This window comes from Polaromonas sp. CG_9.5 (assembly GCF_035984465.1).
Taxonomy (GTDB): domain Bacteria; phylum Pseudomonadota; class Gammaproteobacteria; order Burkholderiales; family Burkholderiaceae_C; genus Polaromonas.
Genome location: NZ_JAXCHR010000014.1, coordinates 1 through 17,681, shown reverse-complemented (window position 1 = coordinate 17,681; position 17,681 = coordinate 1). Strand labels below are relative to the sequence as shown.

Genomic DNA, 17,681 nt, shown 5'->3' with positions numbered 1-17,681 from the left:
CTTACAAAGTCCGGGCCACTTCCTTGATTTCAAAGAACTCCAGGATGTCACCGACTTCGATGTCGTTGTAGTTCTTCAGGTTCAAGCCGCACTCGAAGCCTTCCTTGACTTCCTTGGCATCGTCCTTGAAACGCTTGAGCGAGTCGAGTTCACCGGTAAAGATGACCACGTTCTGGCGCAGCAAGCGCAGCTTGGCGGTGCGGCGAACCACACCGGCGGTGACCATACAGCCGGCAATCGAGCCGATCTTGCTGACCTTGAAGACTTGGCGAATCTCGGCATTGCCAATAATTTCTTCCTTCTTGTCGGGCGTGAGCATGCCGGACATGGCAGCCTTGAGCTCGTCCACCGCGTCATAAATGATCTGGTAGTAGCGAATATCAACGCCGTTGTTCTCAGCCTGCTTGCGCGCCTGGGCGTCAGCGCGGGTGTTGAACCCGATCAGCACCGCCTTTGAAGCAATCGCCAGGTTGACGTCGGATTCGGAGATACCACCGACACCCGAGTACACCAATTGCACCTTGACCTCGTCGGTCGACAGCTTGAGCAGCGACTGGGCCAGCGCTTCCTGCGAACCCTGTACGTCGGCCTTGATGATGATCGGCAGCAGCTTGACTTCGCCAGCGTTGATATCGGAGAACATGTTCTCCAGCTTGGACGCTTGCTGCTTGGCCAGCTTGGTGTTGCGGAACTTACCTGCACGGTAAGTAGCGATTTCGCGGACACGGCGTTCGTCGGTCATGACCATGAAGTCGTCGCCAGCTTGCGGCACTTCCGTCAAGCCCTGAATTTCGACCGGAATCGAAGGGCCTGCCGTCTTGATCGGTTTGCCGTTTTCGTCGAGCATGGCGCGCACGCGGCCATAGGTCGAACCTGCCAGCACCACATCGCCCGCCTTCAGCGTACCGGACTGAACCAGCACGGTGGCCACCGGGCCACGGCCCTTGTCAAGGCGCGCTTCGATCACCAGACCCTTGGCCAGGGAATCGACCGAAGCCTTGAGTTCAAGCACTTCGGCCTGCAGCAACACCTGTTCAAGCAGTTCGTCAATACCGGCACCGGTGTGCGCCGAAACCGGCACAAACGGTGAGTCACCGCCAAACTCTTCGGGCACCACGCCTTCGGTGACCAGCTCACCCTTGACGCGCTCCATGTTGATGCCGGGCTTGTCGATCTTGTTGATCGCCACGACGATGGGAACGCCAGCGGCACGGGCGTGCTTGATGGCTTCCTTGGTCTGCGGCATCACGCCGTCGTCCGCTGCAACCACCAAAATCACGATGTCGGTAGCCTGCGCACCACGGGCACGCATGGCGGTAAACGCCTCGTGGCCCGGAGTGTCCAGGAAAGAGATCATGCCGCGCGGGGTTTCCACGTGGTAGGCGCCAATGTGCTGGGTAATGCCGCCAGCTTCACCGGTTGCCACCTTGGCACGACGAATGTAGTCAAGCAGTGAGGTTTTACCGTGGTCAACGTGACCCATGACCGTCACCACCGGTGCGCGCGACAGCGCTTCAGCCTGCTGGCCTTGCACATCGTCATCGGTGAAAGCTTCCGGATCATCCAGCGCAGCGGTGAGTGCCTTGTGGCCCATTTCTTCCACCACGATCATGGCGGTATCCTGGTCCAGCGGCTGGTTGATGGTGACCATCTGGCCCAATTTCATCAAATGCTTGATGACCTCGGACGACTTCACGCTCATTTTGTGCGCCAGTTCACCCACGGTGATGGTTTCGGGCACATGAACCTCAATCACCTTGAATTCAGTCGGCGCCACAAAGTTGGATTCAGGACGCACATCACGACCAGAACTGCGGCGGCCGCGTGCGCCAGGGCGGAAATTACCACGACCAGGAACCACCGGGGCGCCACGGCTCGGAATGCCTTTTTTCTTGGCAGCGTCATCTTTCCAGGTGGACGACAAGTTCTCGGACTTGACTTCTTTCTTGCCTGCAACGCCGGGGGCAGCAGGCGCAGCAGCGGGCACGCCTGGCTTGACAGCGCCAGGGGCTACAACTGGCTTGTGCAGCGTTCCCTTCATCGCAATCTTCGGATCCACATGCGGAACCAAGACACGCTTGGGCGCTGACAGCATGGCGCGAATGCCAGCGGCTTCGGCCTCGGCCTTGCGGCGACGCTCCTGCAAATCTACGGCCTTGGCCGCATCGGCCTGGAATTCAGCCGTTGCCTTGGCTTTGGCAGCAGCCTGCAGGGAAGCAGTTTCTGCGGCTTTGGCGGTGGCAGCTTCTGCGGCCTTGCTGGCCTTTTCTGCCGCGGCTGCATCAATCGCCTTTTGCGCATCGACATTCACAGCTGGCGCGGCGGGCGTTACGGGTGCGGCCGGTGCAGGCTTGAAGATTTTTCCAATGGTGGGCTTGACTTTTTTGGCTGCTTCTGCGGTCAGCGCGGCAGCCTGAGCAGTTGCCGCAGCCGCTGCTGCGGCCTGAGCTTCAGCTTGCGCCTTTTGGGCAGCTGCTTCTTCGCGTTCACGTTCACGCGCTGCTTCCTGGGCAGCTTGCGCATCCAGCAAGCGGCGTTTTTCAGTCAATTCTTCTTCTTGACGGCGCAGCAGTTCCGCATGGCGACTGGCTTCTTCTTCGCGGCGAACCAGTTCGGCATCTTCAGCAGCCTGTGCCTGCAGGGCAGCCGCTGCATCCACCCGAACTTCTTCGGGCTGATCAGCTTCGTCTTCGCGGCGGACAAAAGTACGCTTTTTACGCACTTCAACCTGAATGGTGCGGGCCTTGCCGGTGGAATCGGCCTGCTTGATTTCAGAGGTCGATTTTTTCACCAGCGTGATCTTTTTACGATCTGCCGCGACAGTGCCATGACTGGCATGGAGATAGCCGAGCAGCTTTTGCTTGTCGGACTCCGACAAGGGATCGCTGGCCTGCGTTTTGGCAACGCCGGCGCTGGTCAATTGCTCGATCAGGGTAGCGGGTGATTTATTCAATTCAGCTGCGAATTCAGCGACGGTAGTGGTACTGGACATATTTTGTTTTCCTGACTGGCCTGCATGATCATTACTCTTGGGCTGCTGCGGGTGCAGCAGCGTCGCCAGCGTCATCGGTAAACCAATGGGCGCGTGCAGTCATGATCAGGGCTTTGGCCTCGTCCGCAGACTGGCCGGTTATATCGGTAAGCTCATCCACGGCCAGATCGGCCAGGTCGTCACGGGTGGCAACACCCGCTTCGGTCAATTTGTCAATAAGCTCGGGCGAAAGGCCTTCAACGTCACGCAGATTTTGCGAGACGCCACCGGCATCTTCTTCCTTGACAATTTCCATTGTCAAAAGGGCGTCTTTGGCGCGCATACGCAACTCGTTGACCGTGTCTTCGTCAAAAGTCTCGATTTCGAGCATTTCCTGCAAGGGCACATAGGCCACTTCTTCCAAGCTGGTGAAGCCCTCGGAAATCAGGATATCGGCGATTTCCTGGTCTACATCGAGCTTTTCCATGAACAGCTTGCGGCTGCTGTCGGTCTCAGAAGCCTGCTTCTGGGCCGACTCATTGGCATCCATGATGTTGATCTTCCAGCCGGTCAGCTCGGACGCCAGGCGCACGTTCTGGCCGCCACGACCAATGGCGATAGCGAGATTTTCCTCATCCACCACCACATCCATGGCGTGACGCTCTTCGTCAACCACGATGGACGACACGTTGGCTGGTGCCAGAGCACCAATCACGAACTGCGCCGGGTCTTCGCTCCAGAGCACGATATCGACACGCTCGCCGGCCAGCTCGTTGGTCACGCCGTTGACACGGGTGCCGCGAACGCCAACACAGGTGCCGATAGGATCGACGCGCTTGTCATGCGACAGAACGGCAATCTTGGCGCGCGAACCGGGGTCACGGGCGCAGGTCTTGATTTCGAGCAAGCCTTGCTCGATTTCAGGCACTTCCTGGCGAAACAGCTCGATCATGTATTCGGGCGAGGTGCGCGACAAAATAATGGGTGCACCACGCAGCGTGGTATCGACTTCCATGATCATGGCGCGCACACGGTCGCCGGTGCGCAAGTTTTCCTTCGGAATCATGTCGCTGCGGCGCAGTCGACCTTCAACCCGGCCTGACTCGACGATCAAATCGCCCTTGTCCATGCGTTTGACGGTGCCGACAAAAATCTTGTCGCCGCGCGACATGAAGTCGTTGAGCAGCATTTCGCGCTCGGCATCACGGATTTTTTGCAGAATGACCTGCTTGGCGGCTTGCGCGCCAATGCGGCCAATCGGCAGGCTCTCAATCGGCTTTTCGATGTAGTCGCCTTCTTCGATGTCGGAGATTTCATCACGGGCATCGGTTACCAACTCTTCAGCTTCCGGGTTTTGCAGTCCGGCCTCGTCAGCCACGACCAGCCAGCGGCGAAAGGTTTCATATGTTCCGCTGTCACGGTCTACCGCGACACGAATATCCACACCTTCGGGATACACCTTCTTGGTGGCAGAGGCAAGCGCAAGCTCGACGGCACCAAAGACGACGTCACGCTCAACGTTTTTTTCACGCGAGATGGCATCAACCAACATCAACAGTTCGCGATTCATTTCACAAGCCTGCCTTTCTAAATTAATTCTCAATGGATTTATCAGCAGCCAGCTTGGGTCTGCGGCCCTTGAAATCGACAACCGGCGCCAAACGCGCCTGCTGGATTTCATCGAGCGTGAAGCCGAGCGCTTGCAGCGGCGCGGGAATTCTTTTTTTGCTTATTTTCTGGCCAAGCTTGACGGCAGGCTCATCACTCCAGACGATTTGCCAGCCCGCAATGCCGTCTACCGGCTCAGCGCGCTCCAGCGTGCCGCGGAATTTCTTGCGACTGGCAGAGACCGTCGAACCTGCGGTTGCCGCCACGCCAATCGGTGCCTTCAGAGTGATGTCAATCAACTCCCCGGCAAACCGTTCAAAATCTTTTTCATGGCGCAGGGGCCGGTCAATACCTGGGGAACTGACTTCAAGCCGCGAATATTCAGCACCTTCGACTTCAAGCACGAACTGCAATTGACGCGTGACTTTTTCACAGTCCTCGGCATTGATGAACTGCACCGCTTCAGGCGCCGTGCCGGCAACATAAGGCATGTCAATCGTGACACGCAGCAAGCCGCCGCTGGTGCGCTCAACCTCTATCAGCTCGTAGCCAAGTCCTGTTACCGTTTGTTCAATCGTCTCTTGCAAAGCCATTCAGTCTTTCGTTCCTTATTTTCTATCTCTTGTTTTTGCCCATACGCAAAAACAAACGCCCAAAAAAAATGGGCGGTGAAAACCCGCCCATTTGGTCGTGTGAAGCGCGTATTCTAGCGCAGCTTGCCCTGCATTGCAACAATTTTCGTGCCCAAAACCTGGGCTGGCAGCCGCAAATACTTGTAGTCCACGGCCCGTGTCATTCCTGGGCTACCAATATTTGCGTATAAGGATGGCGCGGCGTGTCCAGCACCTCCTGGACACTGCCAGATTCGACGATTTCGCCGTCTTTCATCACCATCACGTCGTGGGCCATGGCGCGAATGACATCCATATCGTGGGTGATGAGCAAGTAGCTCAGGCCCCTCTCCCTTTGCAACCGCTGCAGCAGCGCCAGCACCTGCTTTTGAATCGTCACATCGAGCGCACTGGTCGGCTCATCGAGCACCAGCAAGCTGGGGTTGATGATCAGCACCCGCGCAATCGCCAGCCGCTGGCGCTGCCCGCCCGAAAACTCATGCGGATAGCGCCGCAGCAAGCCCGGAAACTGCGCCTCGCTCATGCCGACATCCGTCAGCGATTGCTCAACGCGCAGCCTTCTTTCGCCCGGCCCCAGCAAGGGTTCATGCACCAAGAGGCCCTCTTCCACAATTGCCTCAACTGTCATGCGCGGCGACAGCGACGAAAACGGGTCTTGAAACACCACCTGGACCACCCGGCGAATCGCCTTGTTGCCGGCGGCCTGAAGGCTCCAGGATTGCCCTGCCGCCTGCAATTGTCCGGAAAATTTCAGCAGCCCCAAACTGGCCAGCGCCAAGGTCGATTTTCCGGAACCTGATTCACCGACGACGCCCAGCGTTCTGCCGGGAAGAATAGTGAACGTGGCCGCTTTGACGGCGACAAATTCGCCGCTTTTAAACCAGCCCCGGATGCCGGCAATAGCCACCGGATAGCCCACCCGCAAGTCGCGGGCCTGCATGACCGGCACAGAATCCGGCGCAAGGCTGGCTGACACCACGTCGCGCACCGGTTTGCTGTCAATCAATTTACGCGTGTACGGGTGCCGGGGCCGCGCAAACACGTCGGCAACACTGCCCTGCTCCACAATATGGCCGTTTTCCATGACCGCGACCCGATCCGCAAAGCGGCGCACCAGATTCAGGTCGTGGGTAATCAGGAGCACCGCCATGCCGTTGCGCCGTTGCAAGTCACTGAGCAAGTCCAGGATCTGGCTGCGCAGCGTGACGTCAAGCGCCGTGGTCGGCTCGTCAGCCAGCAGCAGTTTGGGACTGCAGGCCAGCGCCATCGCGATCATGGCGCGCTGACGCTGGCCGCCTGACAACTGGTGCGGAAAGGAATTGGCCCGCCGTTCAGGCTCGGTGATGCCGGTATCTGCTATTAACTTAATAGCTGCTTGCGCCGATGCAGCCTGCACAAGGCCCTGTTTTAGCTGTAAAACTTCAGCAATCTGGTCGCCCACGGTAAACAGGGGGTTCAATGCCGTCATGGGCTCCTGAAAAATCATGGCGATGTCCCGCCCACGAATGCCGCGCAGCGCCTGCTCAGGCAAAGACAGCAAATCGCCCAAGCTACCCGAGGTTTCAAACAACGCTTGCCCGCTGATCTCGGCATCCTGAACCAGCCGCAGCAGGCTCAGCGCCGTCACCGTCTTGCCCGAACCCGATTCGCCCACCAGCGCCAGCTTTTCTCCGGGCGCGATGGAAAAGTTGATGTCACGCACGACTTCCTTGCCGGCAAAGGATACGCGCAGATTTTTGACTTCCAGCAGCAGTCTGGGCGAAGCGACAGGTATCGGGCTCATGCATCCACCTTTCGCGGATCCAGCGCGTCCCGCAAAGCATCGCCCATGAAAGTCAGCAGCAGCAAGGTGATGACCAGGACGGCAAAAGTCGACATCGATATCCACCAGGCGTCGATATTGGCCTTGCCCTGGCTGAGCAGTTCGCCCAGCGAAGGCGTTCCCGGCGGCACGCCCAACCCGAGAAAATCCAGCGACGTCAACGCCAAAATGGCCGCACTCATGCGAAATGGCAAGAAAGTCACCACGGGCGTCAAACTGTTCGGCAATATATGTCGCCACATTATCTGTAGATTACTTACGCCAAGCGCTTTGGCTGCGCGCACATAGTCCATCTGGCGATTACGCAAAAACTCGGCGCGCACGTAGTCCGACAACCCCATCCAGCCAAACAGGCTGAGCAGCAACAAAAGCACGCCCACGCTGGGCGCAAAAATGGCGCTGAAAATAATCAACAGGTACAGCTCAGGCATGGAGCCCCAGATTTCCATGAAACGCTGACCAATCAGGTCGGTCTTGCCGCCGGCATAGCCCTGAACGGCACCGGCAATCACCCCCATCACAACGCCGATGGAAGTCAGCGCAAGTCCAAATAGCACGCTGAGCCGAAAACCGTAAATCAGCTGCGCCAACAAATCGCGGCCCCGGTCATCGGTGCCCAACAGGTTGTCGCGCGATGGAGCCGACGGGTTGGGCTCCTTGGCAAAGTAATTAATGGTGCGCGCGCCATACGGATTCGGTGGATAAATGGCCCAGTTACCGCCCTGGCTCAGTTTGCTGCGAATGAACGGGTCGAGGTAATCGGTCGGCGTATCAAAGTCGCCATCGAAAGTTTTTTCTGAATAGTCTTTCAGCAACGGAAAGTACAGCGTGCTCTGGTAACGCACGACCAGCGGCTTGTCGTTTGACAGCACTTCGGCAAACAGGCTGAACACGACCAGCAGGCAAAACAGCACCAAGCTCCAGTAGCCCAGCCGGTTGCGCCGAAACCGCTGCCAGGCACGGCGTGAAGGCGAAATTGAGGCCCCTACGCTTGTCGCTTCGCGTACTGCGCTGCTCACGGCGTCAGCGGCGTCTCTGGCTTCAATCGAATTTGACACGCGGATCCACCCACACATAACAAAGGTCGCTGATGAGCTTGGTGACAAGGCCAATCAGGGTAAACAAATAAAGGGTGCCCAGCACCACCGGGTAATCGCGCCGGATCACGCTTTCGTAGCTGAGCAAGCCCAGCCCGTCGAGGGAAAACAGCGTTTCAATCAACAGCGAGCCGGTAAAAAATGCCCCGATAAAGGCCGCCGGAAAGCCGGTGATGATCGGAATCAGGGCGTTGCGAAACACATGCTTCCACAGCACCTGCCGCTCGCTCAGCCCTTTGGCCCGGGCCGTCAACACATACTGTTTGCGGATTTCTTCCAGAAACGAATTCTTTGTCAGCACCGTGGTCACGGCAAAACTGCCCAACACCATGGCAATGATGGGCAGCGTGATATGCCAGAGGTAGTCGGTAATACGCGCGCCCCAACCCAGCGTTTCCCAGTTGGCCGAGGTCAATCCGCGCAGCGGAAACCATTGCAATTGCCCGCCAAATACCACCAGCAGCGCCACGCCCAGCACAAAGCCCGGAATGGCGTAGCCGATCAGCACAATCAGCGTGGTTAAAAAGTCAAACCGCGAGCCGGCCCGCACTGCCTTGGCCACGCCCAGCGGAACGGCAATCAGGTAGCTGATGAAAAAAGTCCACAGCCCCAGGCTGACCGACACCGGCAACTTTTCCTTGACCAGTTGCCAGACATCCTTGTGCTGGTAAAAACTGTTGCCCAAATCAAAGCGGGCAAAGCGCCCCAGCATCTGAAAAAATCGCTCATGCACCGGCTTGTCAAAGCCATACAGCACCTTGATTTCCTCAATGCGCTCGGCATCCACGCCTTGGCGTCCCCGATAACCCGCGCCCGCAGTGGCAGCACGTTCGCCACCTGAATCGCGCCCCTGCAGTTGCGCCACCATTTGTTCGACCGGCCCGCCCGGCACGAACTGCACCATGGCGAAAGTCAGCAGCAGCACGCCGAACAAAGTCGGAATCATCAACAGCAGGCGTTTGAGGATGTAGCTGGCCATGTCGTTTTCTTGAGGTTCTGGTTTTCCGTTATTTGTTGGACGCGGACGCCCACCAAGTGCTCATCGCCCAAGTGTCGGGCTGGTAATACGGCGGAATGGTGGCCGGCAGCACAAATGGCCGTGGCCGGTAGCCAATCAAAAACGCGTCGCCGTAGTACTGCGGCACCGAGTAATAGCCGTTCGTCAGCACCCGGTCCAGCGCGCGCATGGCGGCGCTGAGTTCAGGCCGGGTCTTGGCGGTCACCACTTTTTGCAACAGCGCATCCACCGCCGGGTCGGCAAGGCCCCAGACATTCGAAGATCCGTGCGTGGTGGCGGCCTTCGAGCCGAAAAGCTCCAGCAACTCGCCGCCCGGCGCAGTGCTGCCCGGCAGGCGCAGCGTGGTGATCTCAAAATCAAAAGCGTCCATCTTCTGTTTACCCAGCGAAAAATCGACGATGCGATAAGTCATGGTGATGCCGAGCTTTTCCAGCGCTTTTTGAAACGGCCCGACGATGCGCACCAATGAAGGCTGGTCATTCAGGAACTCCATCGTGAAGGCTTCGCCCTGGGCGTTGCGCAATGCGCCATCGCGGTAAGTCCAACCGGCCTCACGCAGCAGCGCCTGGGCCTGGCGCATGTTGTCCCGCAGGCTGCCGGGCGGGGTGGTGCTGGGTGATAACGGCACAGGCCCAAACACTTCAGGCTTGAGCCTGGCGCGCAGCGGCTCCAGCAAGGCCAGCTCGTCAGGCTTGGGCAGGCCTTCTGCATGAAATTCACTGTTCGGAAAGTAGCCGTTGACGCGTTTGTACAACCCGTAAAACAGCTGGCGGTTCATCCATTCGAAATCCATCGCCAGGCCAATCGCCTTGCGCACGCGGACATCCTGGAACTTGGGCTTGCGCAGATTGAACACATAGCCCTGAAAGTCGCCAGGGTTGCGGTTTTCAAAAGCACGCTTGACCAGTTCGCCCGAGGTGAAGGCCTTGCCGGTGTACTGGCGCGCCCAGTTGCGCGAGATAAATTCACGCAAAAAATCGAATTCGCCCGCCTTCAGCCCCTCAAAGCGCGAGGTTTCATCAAGGTAAATCTTGAAGCTGATGCGGTCAAAGTTGAACTGGCCCTTGCGGCTGGGCAGGTTGACGCCCCAATAAGCCGGGTCACGTACATACGTGATGTCGCGCCCCATGGCGGGGCTGGCCACCTTGTAAGGGCCGGAGCCAATCGGAATTTCAGAGACGATCTTGTCAAACGGCTTGGCTTGACCGTTGACCTGGCCCCAATCGCGGCTGAATACCGGCATACCGCCCACCACCAGCGGCAACTCGGGGTTGGGCGTCAAAAAATCAAACCGCACCATGCGCTCGGACAGCACGGTGACGCCTTTGACTTCAGCGTAAATCGTGCGGTACTGCGGCGCGGCGAGTTTGCTGGTGAGCTGGGTGTAGGAATGCAGCACATCGGCGGCCAATACGGGCGCGCCATTGTGAAAACGGGCTTTGTCATTCAGGTGAAACGTCACCGACAGCTTGTCAGGTGCCAGCGTCACGTCATCGGCCAGCAGCCCGTAAGCGGTGGTCGGTTCTTCCGAGTTGCCGGTCAACAGGCTTTCGATCAGCAGCAAGCCCAAACCATACGGTGCGGTGCCGCGCAAGGTGAACGGGTTGAACTTGTCAAAGTTGGTGGGCCGGGTCGGCGGCACCATGCGGATTTCGCCGCCTTTGGGGGCGTCCGGGTTGACGTAGTCAAAGTGTGTAAAGCCGGGCGCGTACTTGATGTCGCCAAACTGCGCATAAGCGTGGCCCGCCCAGCTGGCTGGGGCAAGGCACACCATGCCGACCATCGTCAAGGCCCGTAAAAAAATCAAATCCCGCATGCGACAATTCTGCACTACTTAAGTTGGCAAGATTTTGCAGTCTGCGGAGCACTAAACCGCCAGCCTGCGCAAAACCGTTGCCGCATCACACGCACACACTGGAGCATCAAAAATGGGTTTTCTCACCGGCAAAAAATTGTTGATTACGGGCGTGCTGTCCAAGCGATCCATCGCTTACGGCATTGCCCAGGCCTGCCACGCGCAAGGCGCGGAGCTGGCCTTCAGCTACGTCGGCGAGCGCTTCAAAGACCGCATCACCGAATTTGCAGCCGACTTTGACTCCAGCCTGATTTTTGACTGCGATGTCGGCTCCGACGAGCAGATCGACAAACTGTTTGTGGACTTGGCCAAGACCTGGCCCACCTTTGACGGCTTTGTCCACAGCATTGGTTACGCACCGCGCGAAGCGATTGCCGGCGACTTCCTGGACGGCCTGTCGCGTGAAAACTTCCGCATCGCGCATGAGATAAGTGCCTACAGCTTTCCGGCGATGACCAAGGCGGCCCTGCCCTACTTCAACCCAAAATCCGCCGTGCTGACGCTGACTTACCTCGGCGCTGAACGCATCATTCCGCACTACAACACCATGGGCCTGGCCAAGGCCAGCCTGGAATCGTCGGTGCGCTACCTGGCCGAATCGCTCGGCCCCAAGGGCATGCGGGCAAACGGCCTGAGCGCCGGCCCCATCAAGACACTGGCCGCCAGCGGCATCAAGGACTTCGGCAAGCTGCTGGGCATGGTGGCCGCCGCATCACCCATGCGCCGCAACGTGACGATTGAAGATGTGGGCAATGTGGCAGCGTTCCTGATGAGCGATCTGGCTTCAGGCGTGACGGCTGAAATCACCTACGTGGACTGCGGTTTCAGCAGCACCGCTGGTGCCAGCCGCGACAGCGAATCCGTCGCCTGATTTTATATAAAAAGTGCCGCTTGCGCATATTCCACGGGCGCATGCAGCTATTTATTCAATAGCAAATTTCCTGAACGATTCATCATGCAGCGACGCTTTTTCCTGTCCCTGATTGGCTTGGAGCTCGCGGGCGCGTTGCATCCGGCCATCGCGGGCAAGCTGGCGGCGCTTCCCGCTCCCCAAGCCCCGCCGCCATTGATGCTGGCCAATGTCTACCGTCCGGGCATCGTGCTGGCAGACTACTGGGTCAGCGAAAAATTCGATGGCGTGCGCGGCTACTGGGACGGCCAGCAACTCTGGACACGCGGAGGCGAACGCGTCGCGGCACCTGCCTGGTTCACGGCGGGCTGGCCCCAAGTCGCGATGGACGGCGAACTCTGGGCCGGCCGGGGCCAGTTTGGCAAGGCCTTGTCCACGGTGCGCCAGCAAACGCCCAACGATTCCGCCTGGCGTGTGATGCGTTTCATGGTGTTCGACCTGCCCGCGCAAAGCGGCCCGTTCACCGACCGGATTCCGGTCTTGAATGGGGTGGTGAGCCAGATTGACCAGCAGTGGGTTCAGGCCGTAGTGCAGCTGAAAGTGGCCAGCCCCCAGGCGCTGCAGCTTTTACTGGCCCAAACCGTCAAAAATGGCGGTGAAGGTCTGATGCTGCATCGCGGCGCTTCGCTTTACAAAGGCCTGCGCACTGACGACCTGCTCAAGCTCAAGACCCACGAAGACGCCGAAGCCACCGTAGTGGCGCATATTCCGGGTCAAGGCAAATACGCTGGCAAGCTGGGCGCGCTGCTGCTTGAAATGCCCGCCGTTAACGGCAAGCCCGCGCAGCGCTTCAAACTGGGCACCGGTTTCAGCGATGCCCAGCGACAGAATCCACCGGCGGTGGGCCAGCGCGTGACCTATCGCTTCAGAGGCGTGAACGACAGCGGTATTCCGCGTTTTGCCAGCTTCGTGCGAATCCGCGAAGACTGACCTGCTGACGCCGCGCCCGCAAACCTGCCTGCACCGGCTTGCGGGCTGACGCCCTGCTTAGTTCTTGACGCAGTCGGCGTAATAACGGACTTTCCCTTTCGCATCGACTTGCTCGACCAGGCCATGAATGTCGGTTTCAAACCCAGGGCACTGGGCGTTGAACTCGCGGGAAAACTTCAGGTAATCAACAATTTTCTTGTTGAACACCTCGCCCGGAATCAACAGCGGAATACCCGGCGGGTAAGGCGTCACCAGCCCGACGGTGATGCGGCCTTCGAGGTGGTCAATTTCCACGCGCTCGGTGGTGCGGTGGGCGATGTGGGCAAACGCATCGCTCGGTTTCATGGCTGGCGTCAGGTCGCTCAGGTACACATCGGTCGTCAGGCGGGCAATGTCGTATTTGGCGTACAGGGTGTGGATGTGCTGGCACAAATCTGCCAGCCCCATGCGTTCGTACTTCGGAAACTTCTGGCAGAACTCGGGCAGGATGCGCCACATCGGCTGGTTCTTGTCATAGTCGTCCTTGAACTGCTGCAGCGCCGTCAACAGCGTGTTCCAGCGGCCCTTGGTGATGCCGATGGTGAACAGAATGAAAAAGCTGTAGAGGCCGGTTTTTTCAACGATCACGCCATGCTCGGCCAAAAACTTGGTCACGATGCTGGCCGGAATGCCGGTCTTGGCAAACTTGCCGTTCAAGTCCAGCCCCGGCGTGACGATGGTGGACTTGATCGGATCCAGCATGTTGAAGCCGGTCGCCATCTGGCCAAAGCCGTGCCAGTTATTGGCCCCGTTTTTGGACGTCTTGGCGCTGCGCGACTCGCCCTTGATGATCCAGTCCTTGGCCTCGCCAATGCCTTCTTCGACCAGCTTGTCCGGTCCCCAGACCTTGAACCACCAGTCGCTGCCGTATTCCTCGGCGATCTTGCGCATGGCGCGGCGGAAGTCGAGCGCTTCGGCAATGCTTTCTTCGACCAGTGCGGTGCCTCCCGGCGGCTCCATCATGGCAGCGGCCACGTCGCAGCTGGCAATGATGCTGTATTGCGGCGAGGTCGAGGTGTGCATCAGGTAGGCCTCGTTGAAGAGGTGCCTGTCGAGCTTGACGTTTTGCGAATCCTGCACCAGCACATGGCTGGCCTGGCTGATGCCGGCCAGCAGCTTGTGAATTGACTGCGTGGCATATACCACCGCGTTTTTCGGCCGGATGCGGTTCTTGCCCATCGAGTGGTAAGTGCCATAAAAAGGGTGAAACGCTGCGTGCGGCAGCCAAGCCTCATCAAAATGCAGGTTGTCGATGTAGCCGTCAAGCATGCCCTTGATGGTTTCGGTGTTGTACAGCACACCGTCATAGGTCGACTGCGTCAGCGTCAACACGCGCGGCTTGACCGTAGCGGCATCCACACCGTTCAGCAACGGATTGGCGGCAATTTTGGCGCGGATGGCGTCCGGCTCAAACTCACTTTGCGGAATCGGGCCGATGATGCCGAAATGGTTGCGCGTCGGCTTCAAAAACACCGGAATCGAGCCGGTCATGATGATGGCGTGCAGGATCGACTTGTGGCAGTTGCGGTCGACCACCACCACATCGCCCGGCGCCACGGTGTGGTGCCAGACCATCTTGTTCGACGTTGACGTGCCGTTGGTCACGAAAAAGCAGTGGTCGGCATTAAAGATGCGCGCCGCATTGCGCTCGCTGGCACCAATCGCGCCGTTGTGGTCCAGCAGCTGGCCGAGTTCTTCCACCGCATTGCACACGTCCGAGCGCAGCATGTTCTCGCCATAAAACTGGTGGTACATCTGGCCGACCGGGCTTTTCAGGAAAGCCACGCCGCCGGAGTGACCGGGGCAATGCCAGGAATAAGAGCCGTCTTCCGCGTAGTCCAGCAGGGCCTTGAAAAACGGCGGCTGCACGCCTTCGAGGTAGCTTTTGGCTTCGCGGATGATGTGGCGCGCCACGAACTCGGGCGTGTCCTCAAACATGTGGATGAAGCCGTGCAGTTCGCGCAGGATGTCGTTCGGGATGTGGCGCGAGGTCTTGGTCTCGCCATACACGTAAATCGGCACATCGAGGTTTTTGCGCCGCACTTCGGTGATGAAGTTGCGCAAGTCCAGCACGGCCGGGTCCAGATCAGGGCCGGGTGTGAATTCTTCGTCGTCAATCGACAAAATAAAGGCGCTGGCGCGGCTTTGCTGCTGCGCAAACTGCGATAAATCACCGTAACCGGTGACGCCCAGCACCTCAAAGCCTTCGCTTTCTATGGCTTGGGCGAGTGCGCGAATCCCCAGGCCCGAGGTGTTCTCGGAACGGAAATCTTCGTCAATGATGACAATTGGAAAGCGAAATTTCATGGCATGTGCAATCTGGTTAGCCCGAACCTGTCGGAGGGCATGGAAAAACGTTCAAAAACCCAGGCAGGTTGAGCCCGAACGGTCGGATAAATATCAATTTTTTTGGGCAATTTTCAGATTAGCCAATCTGCAATTTTCACCTATCTCTGAAGCCAGGCGATGGGCTGGCAGGACAAAGACTTTTTTCAGACTGCGAAGTGTAAGGATGTCGTGCGTCAGCGGGCTTGCCCAACGCCTGCGTGACTGAGAATAGGGGACAACATCGGAAAAGGGAAAACTATGGATACATCGACCGTTTGGTGGATTCTGGCCGGCTGCGCAGTCGCCGTTGAATTGGTGACAGGCACTTTTTACCTGCTCATGCTGGCGCTGGGCTTCACCGCCGGTGCGCTGGGCGCGTACATGGGACTGGCGGTTATAGGCCAGATGCTGCTGGCGGCGGCCATTGGCGGCGGTGCAGTCGCTGTGTGGCACTGGCGCCGAAGCCAAAGCCCGGCCCCTCTGGCGGCCAACGCCAATCCCGATGTCCATCTGGACATTGGCGAGACAGTTCACGTGGTACGGTGGAATGCTGACGGCACGGCCAGTGTGTATTTTCGCGGCGCGCAATGGACGGCCGTTGCAGCCGATCCAGCCGCAATATCAATCCCGGGAAATTTCCGGATCAAGGAAATGCGCGGAAATCGCTTGGTCATCGAAAGGCTGTAAAAAGCACACGGGTTGAATCCTTGGCCACCTACTCAAGCGCCTTTAATTTTAAGCAACGGAGATTTCATGGAAATAGCACTCGTCATCCTCATCCTGGCTGGCATTTTTATTGTGCAAAGCATCAAGGTGGTGCCGCAGCAAAACGCCTGGGTCGTGGAACGCCTGGGCAAATACAACGGCACCCTGACGCCAGGCCTGAATTTCCTGATTCCTTTTGTCGACCGCGTGGCCTACAAGCACAGCCTGAAGGAAATTCCGCTCGATGTGCCCAGCCAGGTGTGCATTACGCGCGACAACACGCAGTTGCAAGTCGATGGCATTTTGTATTTTCAGGTGACTGACGCGATGCGGGCCAGCTACGGCTCGTCGAACTACATCGTGGCGGTCACGCAACTGGCACAAACTTCGCTGCGTTCGGTGATCGGCAAGCTGGAGCTGGACAAGACCTTTGAAGAGCGCAACATCATCAACGCCCAAGTGGTGGCCGCCATTGACGAAGCGGCGCTGAACTGGGGTGTGAAGGTGCTGCGCTACGAAATCAAGGACTTGACGCCCCCGAAGGAAATCCTGCACGCCATGCAGTCGCAAATCACCGCTGAACGTGAAAAGCGCGCGCTGATTGCCGCCTCGGAAGGCCGCAAGCAAGAGCAAATCAACATCGCCACCGGCGAACGCGAAGCGTTTATCGCCCGCTCAGAAGGTGAAAAGCAGGCCGCCATCAACAATGCGCAAGGCGAAGCCTCCGCGATTCTAGCGGTGGCTGAAGCCAATGCGCGCGCGATTGAAGTGGTCGCCATCGCCATTCGCCAACCCGGCGGCGAACTGGCCGTGCAGCTCAAGGTGGCCGAAAAAGCCGTCGAGGCTTATTCGCGGGTCGCCAGCGACGCCACGACCACGCTCATCGTGCCCAGCAACATGACCGAAGTGTCAGCGCTGATCACGTCGGCCATGAAAATGGTGCAATCGAACAAGGCTTGATGCCAGCGCCGGGACTACGACAATTCAAGACGGCGGCGTTTTTCGCCGCTAACGATGTAAAAATATTCGCCGTCGCTGTCGAGAAAAAATACGTTGGCTAAAGTAAATTTTCCAGATTTTTCAGCACTTCGGTAATGTTCCCGCCGAAGTCCTTCACATAACTGGCGGCCTCCAACAATCCTGCCGCACCAAGTGAATACCATTTGCGCCGAGGCTTGGCACTGGTCACTTCTTTAACGACTACTTCCAGGTTGTCAGCCACCTCCGCAGCCTTGTCTTTTTTATCCTCAGGCAGTGCCGCAATGATCTGGGCCACTTGCTTTTGCAATGCTTCCAGCAAGTCTTTTCGCTCTCCCGGTGCTTGCTGCTGCACCATGTTCGTGCAGTTCGTCAGAGTCTGGCCGACCTGGCTGTTGGTTACGTTGCCGCCAATATGAATGCTGTTGCCGTCGTTCATCGTTTTGTTTCCTTTAACATAGTCGCCTTGCACAATAAAGGTGATGCCTTCCTTCTCTTGCACCTTGGCGGCGCGCAATTGCAATCTGGGGTCTTCACGCTTTTTCAGCTTTTTTAGCTCCTGCCTTTGAAGGAGCAGGGGTTCCAACTCTTTCTGCGCCTGATTGAATCCCGCCTTGCGGCTTGCATGTTGGCACACCGCCTTTCCTCCAGGCTTCAGTATCTGATACTCCGCCAAATCCAGCCCTTCCAGACTGAATCGCCCCGGGTTTTGAGGAGGCTCAAATCTCTGAGAGGATTGAGCCATGAAGAAGTCAAACAAGTTTTCACCCGAGGTTCGAGAACGCGCA

The 17,681-nt window shown here is 58.1% G+C and carries 13 protein-coding genes; 4 read left to right on the top strand and 9 right to left on the bottom strand.

Annotated elements, in window-relative coordinates:
• Position 1: 1 nt before the first annotated feature.
• The 7 genes from infB to RCH06_RS11885 all read right to left on the bottom strand — a co-directional run bounded on the left by infB (position 2) and on the right by RCH06_RS11885 (position 10,964).
• Positions 2-2,992, bottom strand: a complete 2,991-nt coding sequence (gene infB, locus RCH06_RS11915; RefSeq protein WP_327081682.1) for a translation initiation factor IF-2 — start codon at positions 2,990-2,992, stop codon at positions 2-4.
• Positions 2,993-3,023: 31 nt separating this feature from the next.
• Positions 3,024-4,541, bottom strand: coding sequence for a transcription termination factor NusA (gene nusA, locus RCH06_RS11910; protein WP_327081681.1), 1,518 nt, complete (start codon positions 4,539-4,541; stop codon positions 3,024-3,026).
• A 22-nt stretch (positions 4,542-4,563) separates the two neighbouring features.
• Positions 4,564-5,172 carry a ribosome maturation factor RimP gene (gene rimP / locus RCH06_RS11905; protein WP_327081680.1) on the bottom strand — a complete coding sequence of 203 codons (609 nt, stop codon included), beginning with the start codon at positions 5,170-5,172 and terminating at the stop codon, positions 4,564-4,566.
• A 199-nt stretch (positions 5,173-5,371) separates the two neighbouring features.
• Positions 5,372-6,994 (bottom strand): ABC transporter ATP-binding protein, encoded by a 1,623-nt coding sequence (locus RCH06_RS11900; protein WP_327081679.1) that lies wholly within the window; start codon positions 6,992-6,994, stop codon positions 5,372-5,374.
• Positions 6,991-8,052, bottom strand: coding sequence for an ABC transporter permease (locus RCH06_RS11895; protein ID WP_327081757.1), 1,062 nt, complete (start codon positions 8,050-8,052; stop codon positions 6,991-6,993). Before RCH06_RS11895 ends, RCH06_RS11900 begins: the two co-directional genes overlap by 4 nt.
• 22 nt (positions 8,053-8,074) lie before the next feature.
• Positions 8,075-9,109 carry a microcin C ABC transporter permease YejB gene (locus RCH06_RS11890; RefSeq protein ID WP_327081678.1) on the bottom strand — a complete coding sequence of 345 codons (1,035 nt, stop codon included), beginning with the start codon at positions 9,107-9,109 and terminating at the stop codon, positions 8,075-8,077.
• Between the two features lie 28 nt (positions 9,110-9,137).
• Positions 9,138-10,964, bottom strand: a complete 1,827-nt coding sequence (locus RCH06_RS11885) for an extracellular solute-binding protein (RefSeq protein WP_327081677.1) — start codon at positions 10,962-10,964, stop codon at positions 9,138-9,140.
• Between the two features lie 112 nt (positions 10,965-11,076).
• Between RCH06_RS11885 and fabI the strand changes: the two genes are divergently transcribed.
• Both fabI and RCH06_RS11875 read left to right on the top strand, forming a co-directional pair.
• The gene (fabI, locus tag RCH06_RS11880) at positions 11,077-11,874 is read left to right on the top strand and encodes an enoyl-ACP reductase FabI (RefSeq protein ID WP_327081676.1); all 798 of its coding nucleotides are present in this window, start codon (positions 11,077-11,079) and stop codon (positions 11,872-11,874) included.
• A gap of 84 nt (positions 11,875-11,958) precedes the next feature.
• Entirely contained in the window at positions 11,959-12,843 is an 885-nt protein-coding gene (locus RCH06_RS11875) for a DNA ligase (RefSeq protein ID WP_327081675.1), read from the top strand.
• Positions 12,844-12,900: 57 nt separating this feature from the next.
• Here RCH06_RS11875 and RCH06_RS11870 read toward each other — a convergent pair whose 3' ends face one another.
• Complete coding sequence (locus tag RCH06_RS11870; RefSeq protein ID WP_327081674.1) at positions 12,901-15,189, bottom strand: arginine/lysine/ornithine decarboxylase; 2,289 nt, start codon at positions 15,187-15,189, stop codon at positions 12,901-12,903.
• 279 nt (positions 15,190-15,468) lie between these two features.
• On the opposite strand from RCH06_RS11870, the gene RCH06_RS11865 reads away from it, so the two are divergent.
• Both RCH06_RS11865 and RCH06_RS11860 read left to right on the top strand, forming a co-directional pair.
• Positions 15,469-15,897 carry an NfeD family protein gene (locus RCH06_RS11865; RefSeq protein ID WP_327081673.1) on the top strand — a complete coding sequence of 143 codons (429 nt, stop codon included), beginning with the start codon at positions 15,469-15,471 and terminating at the stop codon, positions 15,895-15,897.
• 66 nt (positions 15,898-15,963) lie between these two features.
• The gene (locus tag RCH06_RS11860; RefSeq protein WP_327081672.1) at positions 15,964-16,875 is read left to right on the top strand and encodes an SPFH domain-containing protein; all 912 of its coding nucleotides are present in this window, start codon (positions 15,964-15,966) and stop codon (positions 16,873-16,875) included.
• Positions 16,876-16,972: 97 nt separating this feature from the next.
• Here RCH06_RS11860 and RCH06_RS11855 read toward each other — a convergent pair.
• The coding region (locus RCH06_RS11855) for a hypothetical protein (protein ID WP_327081671.1) at positions 16,973-17,681 on the bottom strand (709 nt) is incomplete at its 5' end.